The 14,087-nt window shown below is 60.0% G+C and carries 19 protein-coding genes; 10 read left to right on the plus strand and 9 right to left on the minus strand.

Going from position 1 to position 14,087, the window contains the following annotated elements; translation table 11 throughout:
• Nucleotides 1–8: 8 nt before the first annotated feature.
• Genes mlaD through BUC40_RS02090 form a run of 3 tightly spaced genes read right to left on the minus strand, consistent with a single transcriptional unit; the run spans nucleotide 9 to nucleotide 2,088 of the window.
• Nucleotides 9–482 (minus strand): outer membrane lipid asymmetry maintenance protein MlaD, encoded by a 474-nt coding sequence (mlaD, locus tag BUC40_RS02080; RefSeq protein ID WP_073262132.1) that lies wholly within the window; start codon nucleotides 480–482, stop codon nucleotides 9–11.
• The gene (gene mlaE / locus BUC40_RS02085; protein WP_073262134.1) at nucleotides 482–1,279 is read right to left on the minus strand and encodes a lipid asymmetry maintenance ABC transporter permease subunit MlaE; all 798 of its coding nucleotides are present in this window, start codon (nucleotides 1,277–1,279) and stop codon (nucleotides 482–484) included. The genes mlaD and mlaE overlap by 1 nt, the downstream gene beginning before the upstream one ends.
• Nucleotides 1,279–2,088, minus strand: a complete 810-nt coding sequence (locus BUC40_RS02090) for an ATP-binding cassette domain-containing protein (RefSeq protein WP_027909993.1) — start codon at nucleotides 2,086–2,088, stop codon at nucleotides 1,279–1,281. Before BUC40_RS02090 ends, mlaE begins: the two co-directional genes overlap by 1 nt.
• Nucleotides 2,089–2,330: 242 nt before the next feature.
• Between BUC40_RS02090 and BUC40_RS02095 the strand changes: the two genes are divergently transcribed.
• The 10 genes from BUC40_RS02095 to BUC40_RS02140 all read left to right on the plus strand — a co-directional run bounded on the left by BUC40_RS02095 (nucleotide 2,331) and on the right by BUC40_RS02140 (nucleotide 9,379).
• Entirely contained in the window at nucleotides 2,331–3,305 is a 975-nt protein-coding gene (locus tag BUC40_RS02095; RefSeq protein WP_073263836.1) for a KpsF/GutQ family sugar-phosphate isomerase, read from the plus strand.
• Nucleotides 3,302–3,826 carry a KdsC family phosphatase gene (locus BUC40_RS02100; protein ID WP_425272903.1) on the plus strand — a complete coding sequence of 175 codons (525 nt, stop codon included), beginning with the start codon at nucleotides 3,302–3,304 and terminating at the stop codon, nucleotides 3,824–3,826. Before BUC40_RS02095 ends, BUC40_RS02100 begins: the two co-directional genes overlap by 4 nt.
• A 9-nt stretch (nucleotides 3,827–3,835) precedes the next feature.
• The gene (gene lptC, locus BUC40_RS02105; protein ID WP_073262138.1) at nucleotides 3,836–4,405 is read left to right on the plus strand and encodes an LPS export ABC transporter periplasmic protein LptC; all 570 of its coding nucleotides are present in this window, start codon (nucleotides 3,836–3,838) and stop codon (nucleotides 4,403–4,405) included.
• The gene (gene lptA, locus BUC40_RS02110) at nucleotides 4,392–4,940 is read left to right on the plus strand and encodes a lipopolysaccharide transport periplasmic protein LptA (RefSeq protein WP_073262140.1); all 549 of its coding nucleotides are present in this window, start codon (nucleotides 4,392–4,394) and stop codon (nucleotides 4,938–4,940) included. The genes lptC and lptA overlap by 14 nt, the downstream gene beginning before the upstream one ends.
• A gap of 2 nt (nucleotides 4,941–4,942) precedes the next feature.
• The gene (gene lptB / locus BUC40_RS02115) at nucleotides 4,943–5,668 is read left to right on the plus strand and encodes an LPS export ABC transporter ATP-binding protein (RefSeq protein WP_073262142.1); all 726 of its coding nucleotides are present in this window, start codon (nucleotides 4,943–4,945) and stop codon (nucleotides 5,666–5,668) included.
• A 172-nt stretch (nucleotides 5,669–5,840) separates the two neighbouring features.
• Nucleotides 5,841–7,349 (plus strand): RNA polymerase factor sigma-54, encoded by a 1,509-nt coding sequence (locus tag BUC40_RS02120; protein ID WP_073262144.1) that lies wholly within the window; start codon nucleotides 5,841–5,843, stop codon nucleotides 7,347–7,349.
• Between the two features lie 83 nt (nucleotides 7,350–7,432).
• Nucleotides 7,433–7,741, plus strand: a complete 309-nt coding sequence (hpf, locus tag BUC40_RS02125) for a ribosome hibernation-promoting factor, HPF/YfiA family (RefSeq protein ID WP_073262146.1) — start codon at nucleotides 7,433–7,435, stop codon at nucleotides 7,739–7,741.
• A gap of 15 nt (nucleotides 7,742–7,756) precedes the next feature.
• Nucleotides 7,757–8,221, plus strand: coding sequence for a PTS IIA-like nitrogen regulatory protein PtsN (gene ptsN, locus BUC40_RS02130; protein WP_073262148.1), 465 nt, complete (start codon nucleotides 7,757–7,759; stop codon nucleotides 8,219–8,221).
• Nucleotides 8,222–8,236: 15 nt separating this feature from the next.
• Nucleotides 8,237–9,094, plus strand: coding sequence for an RNase adapter RapZ (gene rapZ / locus BUC40_RS02135; RefSeq protein ID WP_073262150.1), 858 nt, complete (start codon nucleotides 8,237–8,239; stop codon nucleotides 9,092–9,094).
• 12 nt (nucleotides 9,095–9,106) lie between these two features.
• On the plus strand, nucleotides 9,107–9,379 hold the full coding sequence (locus tag BUC40_RS02140) for an HPr family phosphocarrier protein (RefSeq protein WP_070884341.1): 273 nt from the start codon (nucleotides 9,107–9,109) through the stop codon (nucleotides 9,377–9,379).
• A 50-nt stretch (nucleotides 9,380–9,429) separates the two neighbouring features.
• On the opposite strand, the gene BUC40_RS23210 is transcribed toward BUC40_RS02140, so the two are convergent.
• The 6 genes from BUC40_RS23210 to pmbA form a co-directional block, all read right to left on the minus strand.
• Nucleotides 9,430–9,561 carry a hypothetical protein gene (locus tag BUC40_RS23210; RefSeq protein WP_279627098.1) on the minus strand — a complete coding sequence of 44 codons (132 nt, stop codon included), beginning with the start codon at nucleotides 9,559–9,561 and terminating at the stop codon, nucleotides 9,430–9,432.
• Nucleotides 9,562–9,594: 33 nt separating this feature from the next.
• The gene (locus tag BUC40_RS02145) at nucleotides 9,595–10,206 is read right to left on the minus strand and encodes a superoxide dismutase (protein ID WP_073262152.1); all 612 of its coding nucleotides are present in this window, start codon (nucleotides 10,204–10,206) and stop codon (nucleotides 9,595–9,597) included.
• Between the two features lie 12 nt (nucleotides 10,207–10,218).
• Nucleotides 10,219–10,668: a hypothetical protein gene (locus BUC40_RS02150; protein ID WP_073262154.1), complete on the minus strand. Its 450-nt coding sequence runs from the start codon at nucleotides 10,666–10,668 to the stop codon at nucleotides 10,219–10,221.
• Between the two features lie 45 nt (nucleotides 10,669–10,713).
• Complete coding sequence (locus BUC40_RS02155; protein ID WP_073262156.1) at nucleotides 10,714–12,102, minus strand: class II fumarate hydratase; 1,389 nt, start codon at nucleotides 12,100–12,102, stop codon at nucleotides 10,714–10,716.
• Complete coding sequence (locus BUC40_RS22980; RefSeq protein WP_073262158.1) at nucleotides 12,095–12,490, minus strand: hypothetical protein; 396 nt, start codon at nucleotides 12,488–12,490, stop codon at nucleotides 12,095–12,097. The genes BUC40_RS02155 and BUC40_RS22980 overlap by 8 nt, the downstream gene beginning before the upstream one ends.
• 216 nt (nucleotides 12,491–12,706) lie before the next feature.
• On the minus strand, nucleotides 12,707–14,053 hold the full coding sequence (gene pmbA / locus BUC40_RS02165) for a metalloprotease PmbA (protein WP_073262160.1): 1,347 nt from the start codon (nucleotides 14,051–14,053) through the stop codon (nucleotides 12,707–12,709).
• Nucleotides 14,054–14,087 lie beyond the last annotated feature (34 nt).

Below are 14,087 nucleotides of genomic sequence, written 5' to 3' on the forward strand. Positions count from 1 at the left end.
CGGGTACCTCATTTGCTTTCCTGATCGCGGTTGACCGAATTGAGCAAGAACTTGCCAATCAGGTCTTCGAGCACCAGAGAAGACTGGGTGTCATGGATGGTTCCACCATCGGCCAACAACGCTTCGTCGCCACCGACACTGATCCCCACGTACTTCTCACCGAGCAGACCAGCGGTCAGGATCGACGCCGTGGAGTCCACCGGAAGATTGTCTACCGCACGGTCGAGTTCCATCGTTATGCGGCCGGTGTAGCTGTCACGATCCAGATCGATAGCGGTAACACGGCCGATATTGACGCCTGCCATGGTCACCTTGGCGCGTACGGTCAGGCCGGCAATGTTGTCGAAATTTGCGTAAACCTTGTAGGTGTCGACACTGTTACCAGGCGCCAGGCCACTGACGCGCAGCGCCAGCAGCAACAGGGCCAGCAAGCCAGCTAACAGGAACAGGCCGACACCGATTTCCATCGTGCGGTTTTGCATTAGAAATCTCCAAACATCAAAGCGGTCAGAATGAAGTCCAGCCCGAGTACGGCCAGCGAGGCATACACCACGGTACGCGTGGTCGCGCGGCTGATGCCTTCGGAAGTGGGTTCGCAGTCATAACCCTGGAAGACGGCGATCCAGGTCACCACAAACGCGAAGACCAGGCTTTTTATAACGCCATTGAGCACGTCCTCGCGGAACGAAACACTGTTTTGCATGTTGGCCCAGAACGAGCCTTCATAAACGCCCAACCAGTCGACGGCGACCATCGCACCGCCCCAGATACCGACCACGCTGAAGATCATCGCCAGCAGCGGCATGGAGATGAAGCCAGCCCAAAGCCGTGGTGCAACGATGTGTTTGAGCGGATCGACACCAATCATCGCTAGGCTCGACAGCTGCTCGGTGGATTTCATGTTGCCGATCTCGGCAGTCAGCGCCGAGCCGGCACGCCCGGCGAACAGCAGCGCAGTCACGACGGGGCCCAGTTCGCGCAGCAGCGTCAGGGCGACCATCTGTCCTACCGCTTGTTCGGATCCGTATTTGGCCAGAATGCTGAAGCCCTGCAGCGACAGCACCATGCCGATGAATACACCGGACACGATGATGATCGCCAGAGACAGCACGCCCACCGAATACAGCTGTTTGATCAACAGCTGCAAACCATTGCCGGAGGTGCCGCGGCCGAATAACGCGCGCAGCAGAAAGATTATCGAACGCCCCAGCGCGGCGACCACATCGATACCCGCACGCCCGAAGAGGCGAACGCGTTCGAGTGAAGATGTCCTGCGCATCAGCGCCCTCCCAGTAGATCGTCTTGGTAATTCGGCGCTTGAAAATGGAAGGGAACCGGGCCGTCTGGCGTTCCCTGCATGAATTGACGCACTCGCGGATTGTCCGAGTCACGCAGCTCAGCTGGCGTTCCCTGGCCCAACACCTGGCTGTCACCCACCACATAGATGTAATCGGCGATGCTGGCGGTCTCGGCCAGGTCGTGGGAGACCACGATACTGGTGATACCCAGCGCATCATTGAGCAGACGGATCAGCCGCACCAGCACGCCCATTGCGATGGGGTCCTGCCCGACGAAGGGTTCGTCATACATGAGAATCTGTGGATCCAGCGCTATCGCACGAGCCAGCGCCACGCGGCGCTTCATGCCGCCGGAGAGCTCATCTGGCATCAGCTCGATGGCACCGCGCAAGCCAACTGCCTGCAGCTTCATCAGAACAATGTCACGAATCATTTCTTCGGGCAGTTGCGTGTGCACTCGCAGCGGAAAAGCCACGTTCTCGAACACGTCGAGATCGGTGAACAGCGCGCCACTCTGAAACAGCACGCCCATCTGCTTGCGCATGTCGAACAGCTCGCTGCGCGACAGATCAGGCAGATTCAGGCCATTGACGTGGATCTCTCCAGCGCTTGGCCGCAGCTCGGCCGCGATCAGTCTCAGCAGAGTGGTTTTGCCACAACCGGAAGGGCCCATGATCCCGGTGACCTTGCCCCGCGGGATGCAGATATCGACGTTCTTGAAGATGTGTCGCTCGCCGCGCTGAAAACTTACGTTTTTAAGCTCGACCGCGTACTGATTTTCCGCGCTCATCGGAACTCCATTGCGTACTGCCTTCCTAATCAGACGCCCGACATCGGGACAAGGGCACTACCGTTGGCCCGTCAAAACGGCTGCGGACTATAGCATTTGCAGATTTGCCCGCCAAAGCCGGGCCGCACCAGCGTTCAGGGTTGTGACAGCTTTGCCATTTACACCCTGCGCCATGGATGATGAGTCCCAAGGGCTTTCCGGCTATAATCCCCGTCTTTTTCGTCGAGCAGCCCAAGCCGAGCATGAACCAGACCCGCGACCTGATTGATTCCGCACAGCGCACCATCCGCCTCGAGATCGAAGCGGTGCAAGAGCTGCTGCCCCGTATCGATGCTAACTTCGTCAAGGCTTGCGAGCTGATCCTGGCCAGCAAAGGCCGCGTAGTGGTGGTCGGCATGGGCAAGTCCGGGCACATCGGCAACAAGATCGCCGCAACATTGGCCAGCACCGGCACCACCGCTTTCTTCGTACACCCGGCGGAGGCCAGCCATGGCGACATGGGCATGATCACCCGCGATGACGTGGTGCTGGCCCTCTCCAACTCTGGCTCCACGGCAGAAATCGTGACCCTGCTGCCACTGATCAAGCGCCTCGGTATCACCCTGATCAGTATGACTGGCAACCCTGAGTCGCCGCTGTCCAAGGCTGCCGAAGTCAACCTCGACACCCGCGTCGCCAAGGAAGCCTGTCCACTGAACCTGGCGCCAACGTCCTCTACTACCGCGTCGCTGGTACTCGGCGATGCACTGGCCATCGCGCTGCTGGAAGCTCGCGGCTTCACCGCCGAAGATTTCGCCTTCTCCCATCCCGGTGGCGCGCTGGGCCGTCGCCTGCTGCTCAAGGTCGAGAACGTGATGCACGCCGGCGACAGCCTGCCGCAGGTCAAGCGCGGTACTAGCCTGCGTGAAGCCCTGCTGGAAATGACCCAGAAAGGCCTGGGCATGACCGCCGTACTGGAGAACGACGGCAAGCTCGCCGGCATCTTCACGGACGGCGACCTGCGCCGCGCCCTCGACAAGGGCATAGACGTGCGCGATGCACGCATCGATGAGGTCATGACCCCGCATGGCAAGACCGCGCGAGCCGACATGCTCGCTGCCGAGGCCCTGAAGATAATGGAAGACAACAAGATCAGCGCCCTGGTGGTAATCGACGCCAATGGCTTTCCGGTCGGCGCCTTCAACCTTGGTGACCTGCTACGTGCGGGGGTAATGTGATGAACGATCTTCTGCAGCGTACTCGCAGTATCAAACTGGCGATCTTCGATGTTGACGGCGTACTGACCGACGGCAAACTGTACTTCCTGGTCGACGGTAGCGAATTCAAGACTTTCAACACACTCGATGGTCAAGGCATCAAGATGCTGATCAATTCGGGTGTACGTACGGCCATCATCAGCGGTCGTAAAACGCCGGTGGTCGAACGTCGCGCGCAGAACCTCGGCATTCAGCACCTGTATCAGGGCCGCGAAGACAAACTCGACGTGCTCGACGAACTGCTCGCCGAGCTGGGCCTGACTTACGAGCAGGTCGCTTATCTGGGTGATGATTTGCCGGATTTACCGGTGATACGCCGCGTCGGTCTGGGCATGGCCGTGGCCAGCGCCAACGATTTCGTGCGCGAGCATGCCCATGGCGTGACCCAAGCGCGCGGCGGCGAAGGTGCTGCACGCGAATTCTGTGAACTGATCATGCGCGGACAGGGCACGCTCGACGCCGCCCAATCCGCCTACCTCTAGGGCCTGCCGATGCTGCGCAAATTCCTCACTCCCGTCCTGCTCACCTTCGGCGCTCTGCTGGTGGTTGCCGCAGGCTACTGGAACATCAATCCGGACAGCTTCTCCAACACGCCGCAACACACCGGCCCGGAAAACCCGATCGACTTCTATGCGCTCAACGCACGCAGCGTACAGTACCTGCCCGACGGCAAGGTGCAGAACGACATGACCAGCGAAAAACTCGAGCACGTGCAGAGCACCGATGTCACCCTGCTGACCGAGCCGCGCATGAACCTGTTCCGTGGCACCGAGCTGCCGTGGAAGGTACGCAGCGCTCGTGGCGAGGTCGGCCCTGACGGCAACGAAGTCGAGCTGATCGACCAAGTACGCGTCGAACGCACGGACGAAAAGGGCCGCCCCACTATACTCACCACCAGCCGCCTGACCGTATTCCCACAGAAGGAATATGCGCAGACCCAGCAAGCCGTTAGAATCGACGCGGCCAATGGGGTCACCACGGCACAAGGAATGAAAGCGTACTTGAATGACGGCAGGATGATCCTGCAGTCCAACGTAAGAGGCCAGCATGAGGTTCGTTAAAACCCTCCCCCTACTTCTAAGCCTCGGCGCCACGCTAGGAAGCGTAAGCGCCTGGGCTCTGCCGAGCGACCGTGAACAACCGATCCGCGTGCAGGCCGACAGTGCTGAACTGGACGACAAACAAGGTGTAGCGGTGTACCGCGGCGATGTAGTCATCACCCAGGGCACCATGAAGATTACCGGCGACACCGTGACCATCACCCAGAATGCTCAGGGCGAAGTCGACGTATTCACCTCGGTGGGCAAACCGGCCTATTACGAGCAGAAACCTGCGGTCGACAAGCAGATCGTCAAGGCCTATGGCCTGACCATCCAGTACTTTGCTGCCAACGAGCGCATCGTGCTGATCGACCAGGCCAAGGTCGTACAGGAAGGCAACACCTTCGAAGGCGAAAAAATCGTCTACGACACCCGCCGTCAGATCGTCAACGCTGGCCGCGCCACAGGTACTAACGTATCGAGCCCGCGCCCGCGTATCGACATGGTGATCCAGCCACAGAAGAAAGCAGCTCCTGCTGCCGAGCAGGGCCAATAAGCATGGCAACGTTGAAAGCCCAACACCTGGCCAAGAGCTACAAGGGCCGCCAGGTCGTTCGTGACGTCAGCCTGAGCATCGACAGCGGCCAGATCGTTGGCCTGCTCGGCCCCAATGGCGCCGGCAAGACAACCTGTTTCTACATGATCGTAGGGCTGGTGCAGGCGGATCAGGGCCGCGTGCTGATCGATGATCTGGATGTCAGCCATCAGCCAATGCATGGCCGCGCCCGCGCCGGCATCGGTTATCTGCCTCAGGAAGCCTCGATCTTTCGCAAGCTCAGCGTCGCCGACAACATCATGGCGATTCTGGAAACCCGCAAAGACCTGAACCGTGAGCAGCGACTGCAAGAGCTGGAAAGCCTGCTGCAGGAATTCCACATCACCCACATTCGCGACAACCTCGGCATGAGCCTGTCGGGTGGTGAGCGTCGTCGTGTCGAGATCGCCCGCGCGCTGGCAACCTCACCGAAGTTCATCCTGCTCGACGAACCCTTCGCGGGCGTCGACCCGATTTCGGTTGGCGATATCAAACAGATCATCCATCACCTCAAGGCCAAAGGCATTGGCGTGTTGATCACCGATCACAACGTACGCGAAACCCTGGATATCTGTGAAACCGCCTACATCGTCAGCGATGGCCAGCTGATTGCCGAAGGCGATTCCGCGGCAATCCTGGCCAATCAGGTGGTCAAGGAAGTCTATCTGGGCCACGAATTCCGCCTCTAGCGGATTCTCCACCGATGAGTGCTCACCCGAGCCTGTTGGCGTTACGGCAGCGCCGCAACGAATTGGTAACAGGCTCTAGGCAAAGCGCTCGGAATCAGGCATATAATTTGCTTCCTAGTGGCGCTTCGTCGCCCTGTCGTGGATTACGCACAGACGCCGGATAAGGTCTGCAATGAAACCATCGCTAGTCCTGAAAATGGGCCAGCAGCTGACGATGACACCGCAGCTGCAACAAGCCATTCGCCTGCTCCAATTGTCGACCCTGGACCTGCAACAGGAGATCCAGGAGGCACTGGAATCCAACCCGATGCTGGAACGTCAGGAGGAAGGCGAAGACTTCGACAACTCCGACCCGATGGCCGATGGCGCGGAAAGCGCGACGCCGACTGTGACGCAGGAAGAAACCTTTCAGGAATCCAGCTTCCAGGAAAACACCCAGACCGTCGACAACCTGGAAGAAGGCGAATGGGGTGAACGCATCCCTAATGAGCTGCCGGTCGATACCGCCTGGGAAGACATCTACCAGACCAGCGCCAGCAGCCTGCCAAGCAACGACGATGACGAGTGGGACTTCACCACCCGCACCTCTTCTGGTGAAAGCCTGCAGAGCCACATGCTCTGGCAACTCAACCTGGCGCCGATGTCCGACAAGGATCGACTGATCGCAGTCACGCTGATCGACTGCATCAACGACCAGGGGTATCTGGAAGAAACTCTCGATGAAATCGTCGAATCCTTCGATCCGGAACTGGACGTCGAGCTCGATGAAGTCGAAGCGGTTTTGCGTCGCATCCAGCAGTTCGAGCCATCCGGCATTGGCGCGCGTGACCTGCGCGAGTGCCTGCTCCTGCAACTGCGCCAGTTGCCCGCCTCCACGCCTTGGCTCAAAGAAGCACAGCGCCTGACGAGTGATTATCTGGATCTACTCGGCAACCGCGACTACAGCCAACTGATGCGCCGTATGAAGCTCAAGGAAGACGAGCTGCGCCCGATCATCGAATTGATTCAAAGCCTCAACCCGCGCCCTGGTTCGCAAATCGAATCCAGCGAGCCCGAGTACGTGGTGCCCGATGTGATCGTGCGCAAGCACAACGAGCGCTGGCTGGTGGAGCTCAATCAGGAGGCCATGCCGCGCCTGCGCGTCAACGCGCAATATGCCGGCTTCGTCAAACGCGCTGACTCCAGTGCCGACAACACCTTCATGCGCAATCAGCTGCAAGAGGCGCGCTGGTTCATCAAGAGCCTGCAGAGCCGCAACGAAACGCTGATGAAGGTCGCCACGCAGATCGTCGAACACCAGCGCGGCTTCCTCGACTACGGTGACGAGGCCATGAAGCCTCTGGTCCTGCACGACATCGCTGAGGCGGTGGGCATGCACGAGTCGACGATTTCGCGCGTTACCACCCAGAAATACATGCACACACCGCGTGGCATTTACGAGCTGAAATACTTCTTCTCCAGCCACGTCAGCACCTCCGAAGGCGGCGAATGTTCGTCGACCGCGATCCGCGCGATCATCAAAAAACTGGTCGCCGCGGAAAATGCGAAAAAGCCATTGAGTGACAGCAAGATCGCTGGTTTACTGGAAGCACAGGGCATTCAAGTGGCGCGCCGCACAGTCGCCAAGTACCGTGAATCGCTCGGTATAGCGCCTTCGAGCGAACGCAAACGACTGATGTAAGGGAGCCCTTGTACTAAAGCCCCAGTGTTCCTGCGGCAGGCCGCTAAGCCTGCCACTCACACACGGCAACAAGGAGAAGCGGTATGCAAGTCAACATCAGTGGACACCAGCTGGATGTGACAGACGCACTACGCAGCTACATCGAAGAGAAGCTCGAGCGCCTCGAGCGGCACTTCGACAAGATCACCAATGTGCAGGTCATCATGGAGGTCGAGAAGCTCAAGCAAAAAGTCGAAGCTACCTTGCATATAGCCGGAGGCGAAGTAGTAGCTAATGCCGAGCATGACGACATGTACGCTGCCATCGATCTACTGACCGACAAACTTGACCGCCAACTCATCAAGCACAAGGAAAAACAGCTCGACCGCCAGCAGGGTGCAATGGCCCGCTGACCTCGTCCTTCTCCTATGATCCGACTTGAAAACATCCTGACCCCCGGCCGTTCCCTCGTGAACGTGCCGGGCGGCAGTAAAAAGCGTGTACTCGAACAGATAGCCGCCGTGATCGCGCGCGACCTGCCCGATCTCGATGGCCAGAACATTTACGAAAGCCTGATCGCCCGCGAAAAACTCGGCTCGACCGGTTTCGGCAATGGCATCGCCATTCCGCATTGCCGGCTGCCCGGCTGCAGCACCCCGATCAGCGCGCTGCTGAAACTTAGCAATGCCGTCGACTTCGACGCCATCGATGGTGCGCCCGTCGACCTGCTCTTCGTGCTACTGGTCCCCGAAGCAGCGACCGATGAGCACCTTGAACTGCTGCGCCAGATCGCCAGCATGTTCGACCGTGACGATGTCCGCGAGCGGCTGCGTCAGGCTCAAGACAGCGATGCCCTGTACCAGACTGTCGTGAACGTCCAGAACGGCCAATAGCTAGCCGAGGTGAGCATGCGCCTGATCATCGTCAGCGGTCGTTCCGGTTCGGGCAAGAGCACTGCGCTCGATGTGCTCGAAGACAACGGTTTCTACTGCATCGACAATCTGCCGGCCAGCTTGCTACCCGAGCTCGCAGAACGGGCTTTGCCAAACTCCGAGCTGCTGCACCCGCTGGTGGCCGTCTCCATCGACGCGCGTAATCTGCCGAGCCAGCTGCGGCGTTTTTCCGAACTGCTCGACGAGGTGCGCTCACGCAATATCCAGTGCGACGTGCTGTATCTGGATGCCAGCGAAGAAACCCTGCTCAAGCGCTTCTCGGAAACGCGCCGTCGTCACCCGCTGACCAATGATCAACGCTCGCTGGCCGAAGCCATGGTCGCCGAGGTGAAGCTGCTCAGCCCGATCATCGATCGGGCCGACCTGAAGATCGACACCACTCACCTGAATCTCTACCAGCTGCGCGACACCCTCAAGTTGCGCCTGCTCAACCAGTCCGAGCCTGGTACCGCTTACCTGATCGAGTCGTTCGGGTTCAAACGCGGAATGCCGGTGGATGCCGACTTGGTGTTCGACGTGCGCTGCCTGCCCAATCCTTACTGGAAGCCCGAACTGCGTGATTTCAGTGGCCTGGAGCAACCTGTCGAGGAATACCTGGCGGCGCAGCCGGACGTCGAGGAGATGTATCAGGACATCCACACCTATCTGCACAAGTGGCTGCCGCGCTTCGCAGCCAGCAATCGCTCCTACGTCACCGTAGGTATTGGCTGCACGGGTGGCCACCACCGCTCCGTGTACCTGGCCAACCGCCTCGGCCAGGCGCTCAAGCCACTGCTGAAGAATGTCCAGATTCGCCACCGCGACCTCAGTTAAGGAATTGCCGCGATGCCCGCCCGTGAAATCACCATCATCAACAAACTCGGCCTGCATGCCCGGGCAGCAGCCAAGTTCGTCGGCGTCGCGGGGCGCTTTCCGTGTCAGGTGAAGATTGGCCGTAGCGCCGAAGCACTGGTCGACGGCAAGAGCATCATGGCGGTGATGATGCTGGCGGCAGGCAAAGGCACCAATGTGCACCTGCTCACCGAAGGCGAGCGTGAAGACGAGGCACTGCAGGCTTTGGTCGATTTGATAAACAACTACTTCGACGAAGGCGAGTAACGGGCACTGCCAGTGGCGTCTCTCACCGGCAGCGCCATTACCGAACTAGCTCAGAGCCAGCCTGAAGCGCCATTCAGAGCTTTGAGGACGAGGATCAACCCGCCCGCAAAGACCAGCATCAGCCCCAGCGCATAACGCAGCGAACGTCGGTTGTTCACGATCAGCTCATGCAATGGGCTCATGTGCGCTCCTGAGGCTGCGGCGAACGCATCGCGTTACGCCAGCGCGGCTTGATAGCGACGAGCAACTTCCGCCCAATCGACCACGTTATAGAACGCCCCGATGTATTCCGGGCGGCGGTTCTGATAGCGCAGGTAGTAGGCATGCTCCCAGACGTCCAGACCGAGAATCGGCGTGTTGCCGGTCATCAGCGGGCTGTCCTGGTTGCCGGTACTCTCGACCACCAGCTTCTTCTGCGGCGTCACGCTGAGCCAGGCCCAACCACTGCCGAAGCGTGTCAGTGCAGCCTTGGTGAACGCCTCCTTGAAGGCTTCGAAACCGCCCAGTTGGCTGTCGATAGCGACCTTCAACTCACCCTGAGGTTCGCCGCCGCCATTGGTGCTCATCACCGTCCAGAACAGCGAATGGTTGGCGTGCCCGCCACCGTTATTGATGACCGCGCCGCGCTTGTCTTCGGGTACGTCCTTGAGGCGAGTAAGCAGCTCTTCGACCGGCAGCTCGCCGAGCGGATTGCCTTCCAGAGCGGCGTTGAGGTTGTTGACGTAGGTCTGGTGGTGCTTGCTGTGATGGATTTCCATGGTTTGCGCATCGATATGCGGCTCCAGGGCATCGTAGGCATACGGCAAAGCAGGCAGGCTATACGGCATGATTTCACTCCTCTAATGGTACTGACGGTTGGCAGGCGCTGAGCGCGCTGCAGTTGGCATATCGCCGGGTGCAAGGGCATCCAGCAATCGGTCCGTACGGGGGTAGGCCCCGTGCTCGGCGACAAAGTTCAACACTCCCGAGTAGCTGCGCCGACTGTGATTCAGTGCGGCTTGCCGCAAAGCTGGCGGCAACTGCGGGGCGGCCACGCAGCGCAGCAGGTGCTCATGGCAGGCACACAAATGCTCGGCTGCGCCCTCTGGATGGCCGATCATCAACTGCAGGTCGGCCAGGTTGTGTTGCGAGACGACAAAGGCTGCAACAGCCGCATCCGGGTCGCGCCAGCGCTCGAATAACACCTGCGCCAGTGCGAGGGCCTGCAGGTACTGCTCACGCGCCTCAACCCAGCAACCGTCGGCGAAGTAGCGGTTACCGGCTTCGATAAGTCGCTTCCACTGCTCCATGGCTGCCTCCTCGTTTCGTGATCGAACGTGCATCAGACGCGACGGTTACAGGCCGCCTCTGGTAAGGCGCTCGGGGTCTAGCAACTGTTCCAGTTCGGCGCGCTCCAGGTCGGTCATCTCCTCGGCCACATCGATGATCGGCCGACCTTCGCGATAGGCTGTCTTGGCTATCTCGGCGGCCTTCTGGTAACCAATCAGCGGATTCAACGCAGTGACCAGAATCGGGTTACGCCCCAGAGCTTCCTTGAGCTTGGGCTCGTTGACCTTGAAGCTGGCAATCGCCCGATCAGCCAGCAGCCGACTGGCATTGGTCAGCAACTCGATGCTGCCGAGCAGGTTATGAGCGATCACCGGCAGCATCACGTTCAGTTCGAAGTTGCCGGACTGCCCCGCCACCGCAATGGTGGCGTCATTGCCGATCACCTGTGCGGCGACCATGGCGGTGGCTTCCGGAATCACCGGGTTGACCTTGCCCGGCATGATCGAGGAGCCGGGCTGCAGCGCTTCCAGCTCGATTTCGCTGAGACCGGCCAGTGGCCCGGAATTCATCCAGCGCAGATCATTGGCGATCTTCATCAGCGAAACGGCAGTGGTCTTGAGCTGACCGGACAGCGCGACCGCAGTGTCCTGGGAGCCGATCAGGGCGAAGAAATTGCTGCCCGGCGTGAACTGCCGTCCTGTCAGCGCATTGAGTTCCTGGCAGAACAACTCGGCGAAGCGAGGGTGTGCGTTGATGCCGGTACCCACGGCGGTGCCGCCCTGAGCCAAAGCCTGCAATGCCGGCAGCATACCTGTGAGCAACTGGATATTGGCCTGGATTTGCTGTGCCCAGCCGTCGAGCACCTGACTCATACGCACCGGCATCGCGTCCATCAAATGGGTACGACCGGTTTTCACGTAAGGCTGTACTTGCAGCGACTTGTTGCAGAGCACCTCGAGCAGATGCCCAAGCGCAGGCAACAGCCGCTCGCTGACCTCGATGGCGGCACTGACATGAATGGTGGTCGGGATGATGTCGTTGCTGCTTTGCCCGCAATTGACGTGATCGTTGGGGTTGATCGGCTCACCCAGGATGCGCGTGGCGAGGGTCGCGATCACCTCGTTGGCATTCATGTTGGAGCTGGTGCCGGAACCGGTCTGGAAGACATCAACCGGAAAGTGCTGCATGGAATCCTCGGCCAGCAACTGCTGGCAAGCCGCGACGATGGCATCGCCCTGGGCTGGCAGAATCTGTTCCAGATCGACGTTGGCGCGCGCTACGGCGGCCTTGGCCAGCACCAGGGCACGGATGAACGCTTTAGGCATGGCCAGTCCCGAAACCGGGAAGTTGTCTACTGCGCGCTGGGTCTGAGCGCCATATAGCGCATCGGCGGGCACTGCCAACTCGCCCATGCTGTCGCGCTCTATGCGAGTGGCGCTGTGGTGATTACTCATAAGGATTTCCTTCTGCCAGTTCGGACATCGAAAGCGAGGGCTGCATGCGCAAGGTCGCCAGGCGATTGCGTACGCGAATCAGGCTGCACTGCTGCTCACGGTCGACCGCCAGGTGCTGCAGGGCATAGAGGGAGCGGTAGGCGTGATCGAGACAGACGCTGCGCCAGTGCCAGGGCAACGCGGTGTCACACGCGGTGTCCATAAGCAGATTCAGAGTGGTCAGCGACATCCGCCAAGGGCAAAGGCGTCCGTGCTCGACCAGTTGCCGGCCTTGCGCCCAATGCAGCTCCAGGAGCCGCGGTTCATCAGGTACCAGTGCACAGCGAATCCGGAATCCCAGCCACTGCCAGCAATCCAGACAGGGCGTATTGCTCGCGCGAAATCTCATGGCAACTCCCTCAAAAGATAATGATATTAATTCCTAAATAGGAAAAATAATCAATCCTTTCGAGAGCATGGAGATCTATGGGCAAGTTACGCAGCGCCACCTATGTTGAGCAGATGGCCGGGAGCTTGGCGCTTCGGCGTACAGCATTGGCGTTAGAGTCGCCGCGTTGCGCGGGGACTCAAAAACAACAAGGGCGCCATTGGGCGCCCTGAGTGTTCAACTGCCAGCGACGGTCATTTTCTCGATCAGCACCGAGCCGGTGCGGATGTTACTGCGCAACTCCAGATCGCTGCCAACGGCGACGATCTGCCGGAACATATCGCGCATGTTGCCGGCAATGGTCACTTCCTGCACAGCGAACTGGATCTCGCCATTCTCGACCCAGTAACCGCCAGCTCCGCGTGAGTAATCACCGGTCACCATGTTCAGGCCATGGCCCATCAGCTCGGTGACCAGCAAGCCACGACCCATGCGTTTGATCAGTGCCTGCTGATCCTCCTCGCCATGACTGACGAACAGGTTGTGCACGCCGCCGGCATTGGCGGTGCTGGGCATGCCCAGCTTGCGGCCGGAATAGGTGCTCAGAATGTAGGAAACCAGGCGCCCGCCTTCGACGAAGGGCTTGGCATAGGTCGCCAGACCATCGCCGTCGAACGCCGCACTGCCCATCGCGCGCGGAATATGCGGCCGCTCATCGAGGTTCAGCCAGGATGGAAACAGCTGCTCGCCCAATGTGTCCTCAAGGAACGATGACTTGCGGTACAAGGCGCCGCCGGAAATTGCCCCCAGGAAGCTGCTGAAAAGACCGGTGGCCAGCTCAGCCGAGAACAGCACTGGCACTTCACACGTCGGCACGGGGCGTGCGCCCAGACGACTGACCGCACGTTGCGCAGCACGTCGGCCGATGCTCGCGGCATCAGCGAGCAATTCGCCCTGACGATTCACGTCATACCAGTAATCGCGCTGCATCTGCCCGTCGCTCTCGGCGATCATCACGCAGCTGAGGCTGTGCCGTGTGCTGGCGTAGCCGCCGACAAAACCGTTGCTGTTGCCGTATACGCGGCAACCCTGGTGGGTACCCAGACTGGTGCCGTCGGCATTGCGAATGCGCGCATCAGTGTCGAACGCCGCCGCTTCGCAAAGCAGCGCACGCTCGATTGCCTGCTCCGGGGTGATATCCCAGGCGTGGTAGAGATCCAGCTCCGGCAGATCACGGGCCATCAGCGCCGCATCGGCCAGGCCAGCGCTTTCATCCTCGGAGGCGTGCTTGGCGATCGCCAGAGCAGCCGCCACGGTTTCGCGGATCGCGGCTTCGCCGGTCGCCGAAGTACTTGCCGAGCCCTTGCGCTGACCGACGTAAAGGGTGATACCAAAGCCCTGATCACGATTGAATTCGACGGTTTCCACTTCGCGCTGACGTACCGTGGTGGACAGCCCCTGCTCCACCGACACGGCGACTTCACAAGCCGTAGCGCCCTGGTTCTTGGCCTCGGCAAGAATCTGTTCGACCTGCGCCTGCAAACCTGGCAACGCGGCAGGCCCGACTACTTCCACTTCACTCATAACGACTCCTGAACGATAGCCACAGCGGCAACGA

Origin of the sequence: Phytopseudomonas punonensis (assembly GCF_900142655.1) — a bacterium.
Taxonomy (GTDB): Bacteria; Pseudomonadota; Gammaproteobacteria; order Pseudomonadales; family Pseudomonadaceae; genus Aquipseudomonas; species Aquipseudomonas punonensis.

Coding starts and splice junctions, on each gene's coding strand:
- mlaD (WP_073262132.1), bottom strand. CDS start 482: ATGCAAAACCGCACGATGGAAATCGGTGTCGGCCTGTTCCTGTTAGCT.
- mlaE (WP_073262134.1), bottom strand. CDS start 1,279: ATGCGCAGGACATCTTCACTCGAACGCGTTCGCCTCTTCGGGCGTGCG.
- BUC40_RS02090 (WP_027909993.1), bottom strand. CDS start 2,088: ATGAGCGCGGAAAATCAGTACGCGGTCGAGCTTAAAAACGTAAGTTTT.
- BUC40_RS02095 (WP_073263836.1), top strand. CDS start 2,331: ATGAACCAGACCCGCGACCTGATTGATTCCGCACAGCGCACCATCCGC.
- lptC (WP_073262138.1), top strand. CDS start 3,836: ATGCTGCGCAAATTCCTCACTCCCGTCCTGCTCACCTTCGGCGCTCTG.
- lptA (WP_073262140.1), top strand. CDS start 4,392: ATGAGGTTCGTTAAAACCCTCCCCCTACTTCTAAGCCTCGGCGCCACG.
- lptB (WP_073262142.1), top strand. CDS start 4,943: ATGGCAACGTTGAAAGCCCAACACCTGGCCAAGAGCTACAAGGGCCGC.
- BUC40_RS02120 (WP_073262144.1), top strand. CDS start 5,841: ATGAAACCATCGCTAGTCCTGAAAATGGGCCAGCAGCTGACGATGACA.
- hpf (WP_073262146.1), top strand. CDS start 7,433: ATGCAAGTCAACATCAGTGGACACCAGCTGGATGTGACAGACGCACTA.
- ptsN (WP_073262148.1), top strand. CDS start 7,757: ATGATCCGACTTGAAAACATCCTGACCCCCGGCCGTTCCCTCGTGAAC.
- rapZ (WP_073262150.1), top strand. CDS start 8,237: ATGCGCCTGATCATCGTCAGCGGTCGTTCCGGTTCGGGCAAGAGCACT.
- BUC40_RS02140 (WP_070884341.1), top strand. CDS start 9,107: ATGCCCGCCCGTGAAATCACCATCATCAACAAACTCGGCCTGCATGCC.
- BUC40_RS23210 (WP_279627098.1), bottom strand. CDS start 9,561: ATGAGCCCATTGCATGAGCTGATCGTGAACAACCGACGTTCGCTGCGT.
- BUC40_RS02145 (WP_073262152.1), bottom strand. CDS start 10,206: ATGCCGTATAGCCTGCCTGCTTTGCCGTATGCCTACGATGCCCTGGAG.
- BUC40_RS02150 (WP_073262154.1), bottom strand. CDS start 10,668: ATGGAGCAGTGGAAGCGACTTATCGAAGCCGGTAACCGCTACTTCGCC.
- BUC40_RS02155 (WP_073262156.1), bottom strand. CDS start 12,102: ATGAGTAATCACCACAGCGCCACTCGCATAGAGCGCGACAGCATGGGC.
- BUC40_RS22980 (WP_073262158.1), bottom strand. CDS start 12,490: ATGAGATTTCGCGCGAGCAATACGCCCTGTCTGGATTGCTGGCAGTGG.
- pmbA (WP_073262160.1), bottom strand. CDS start 14,053: ATGAGTGAAGTGGAAGTAGTCGGGCCTGCCGCGTTGCCAGGTTTGCAG.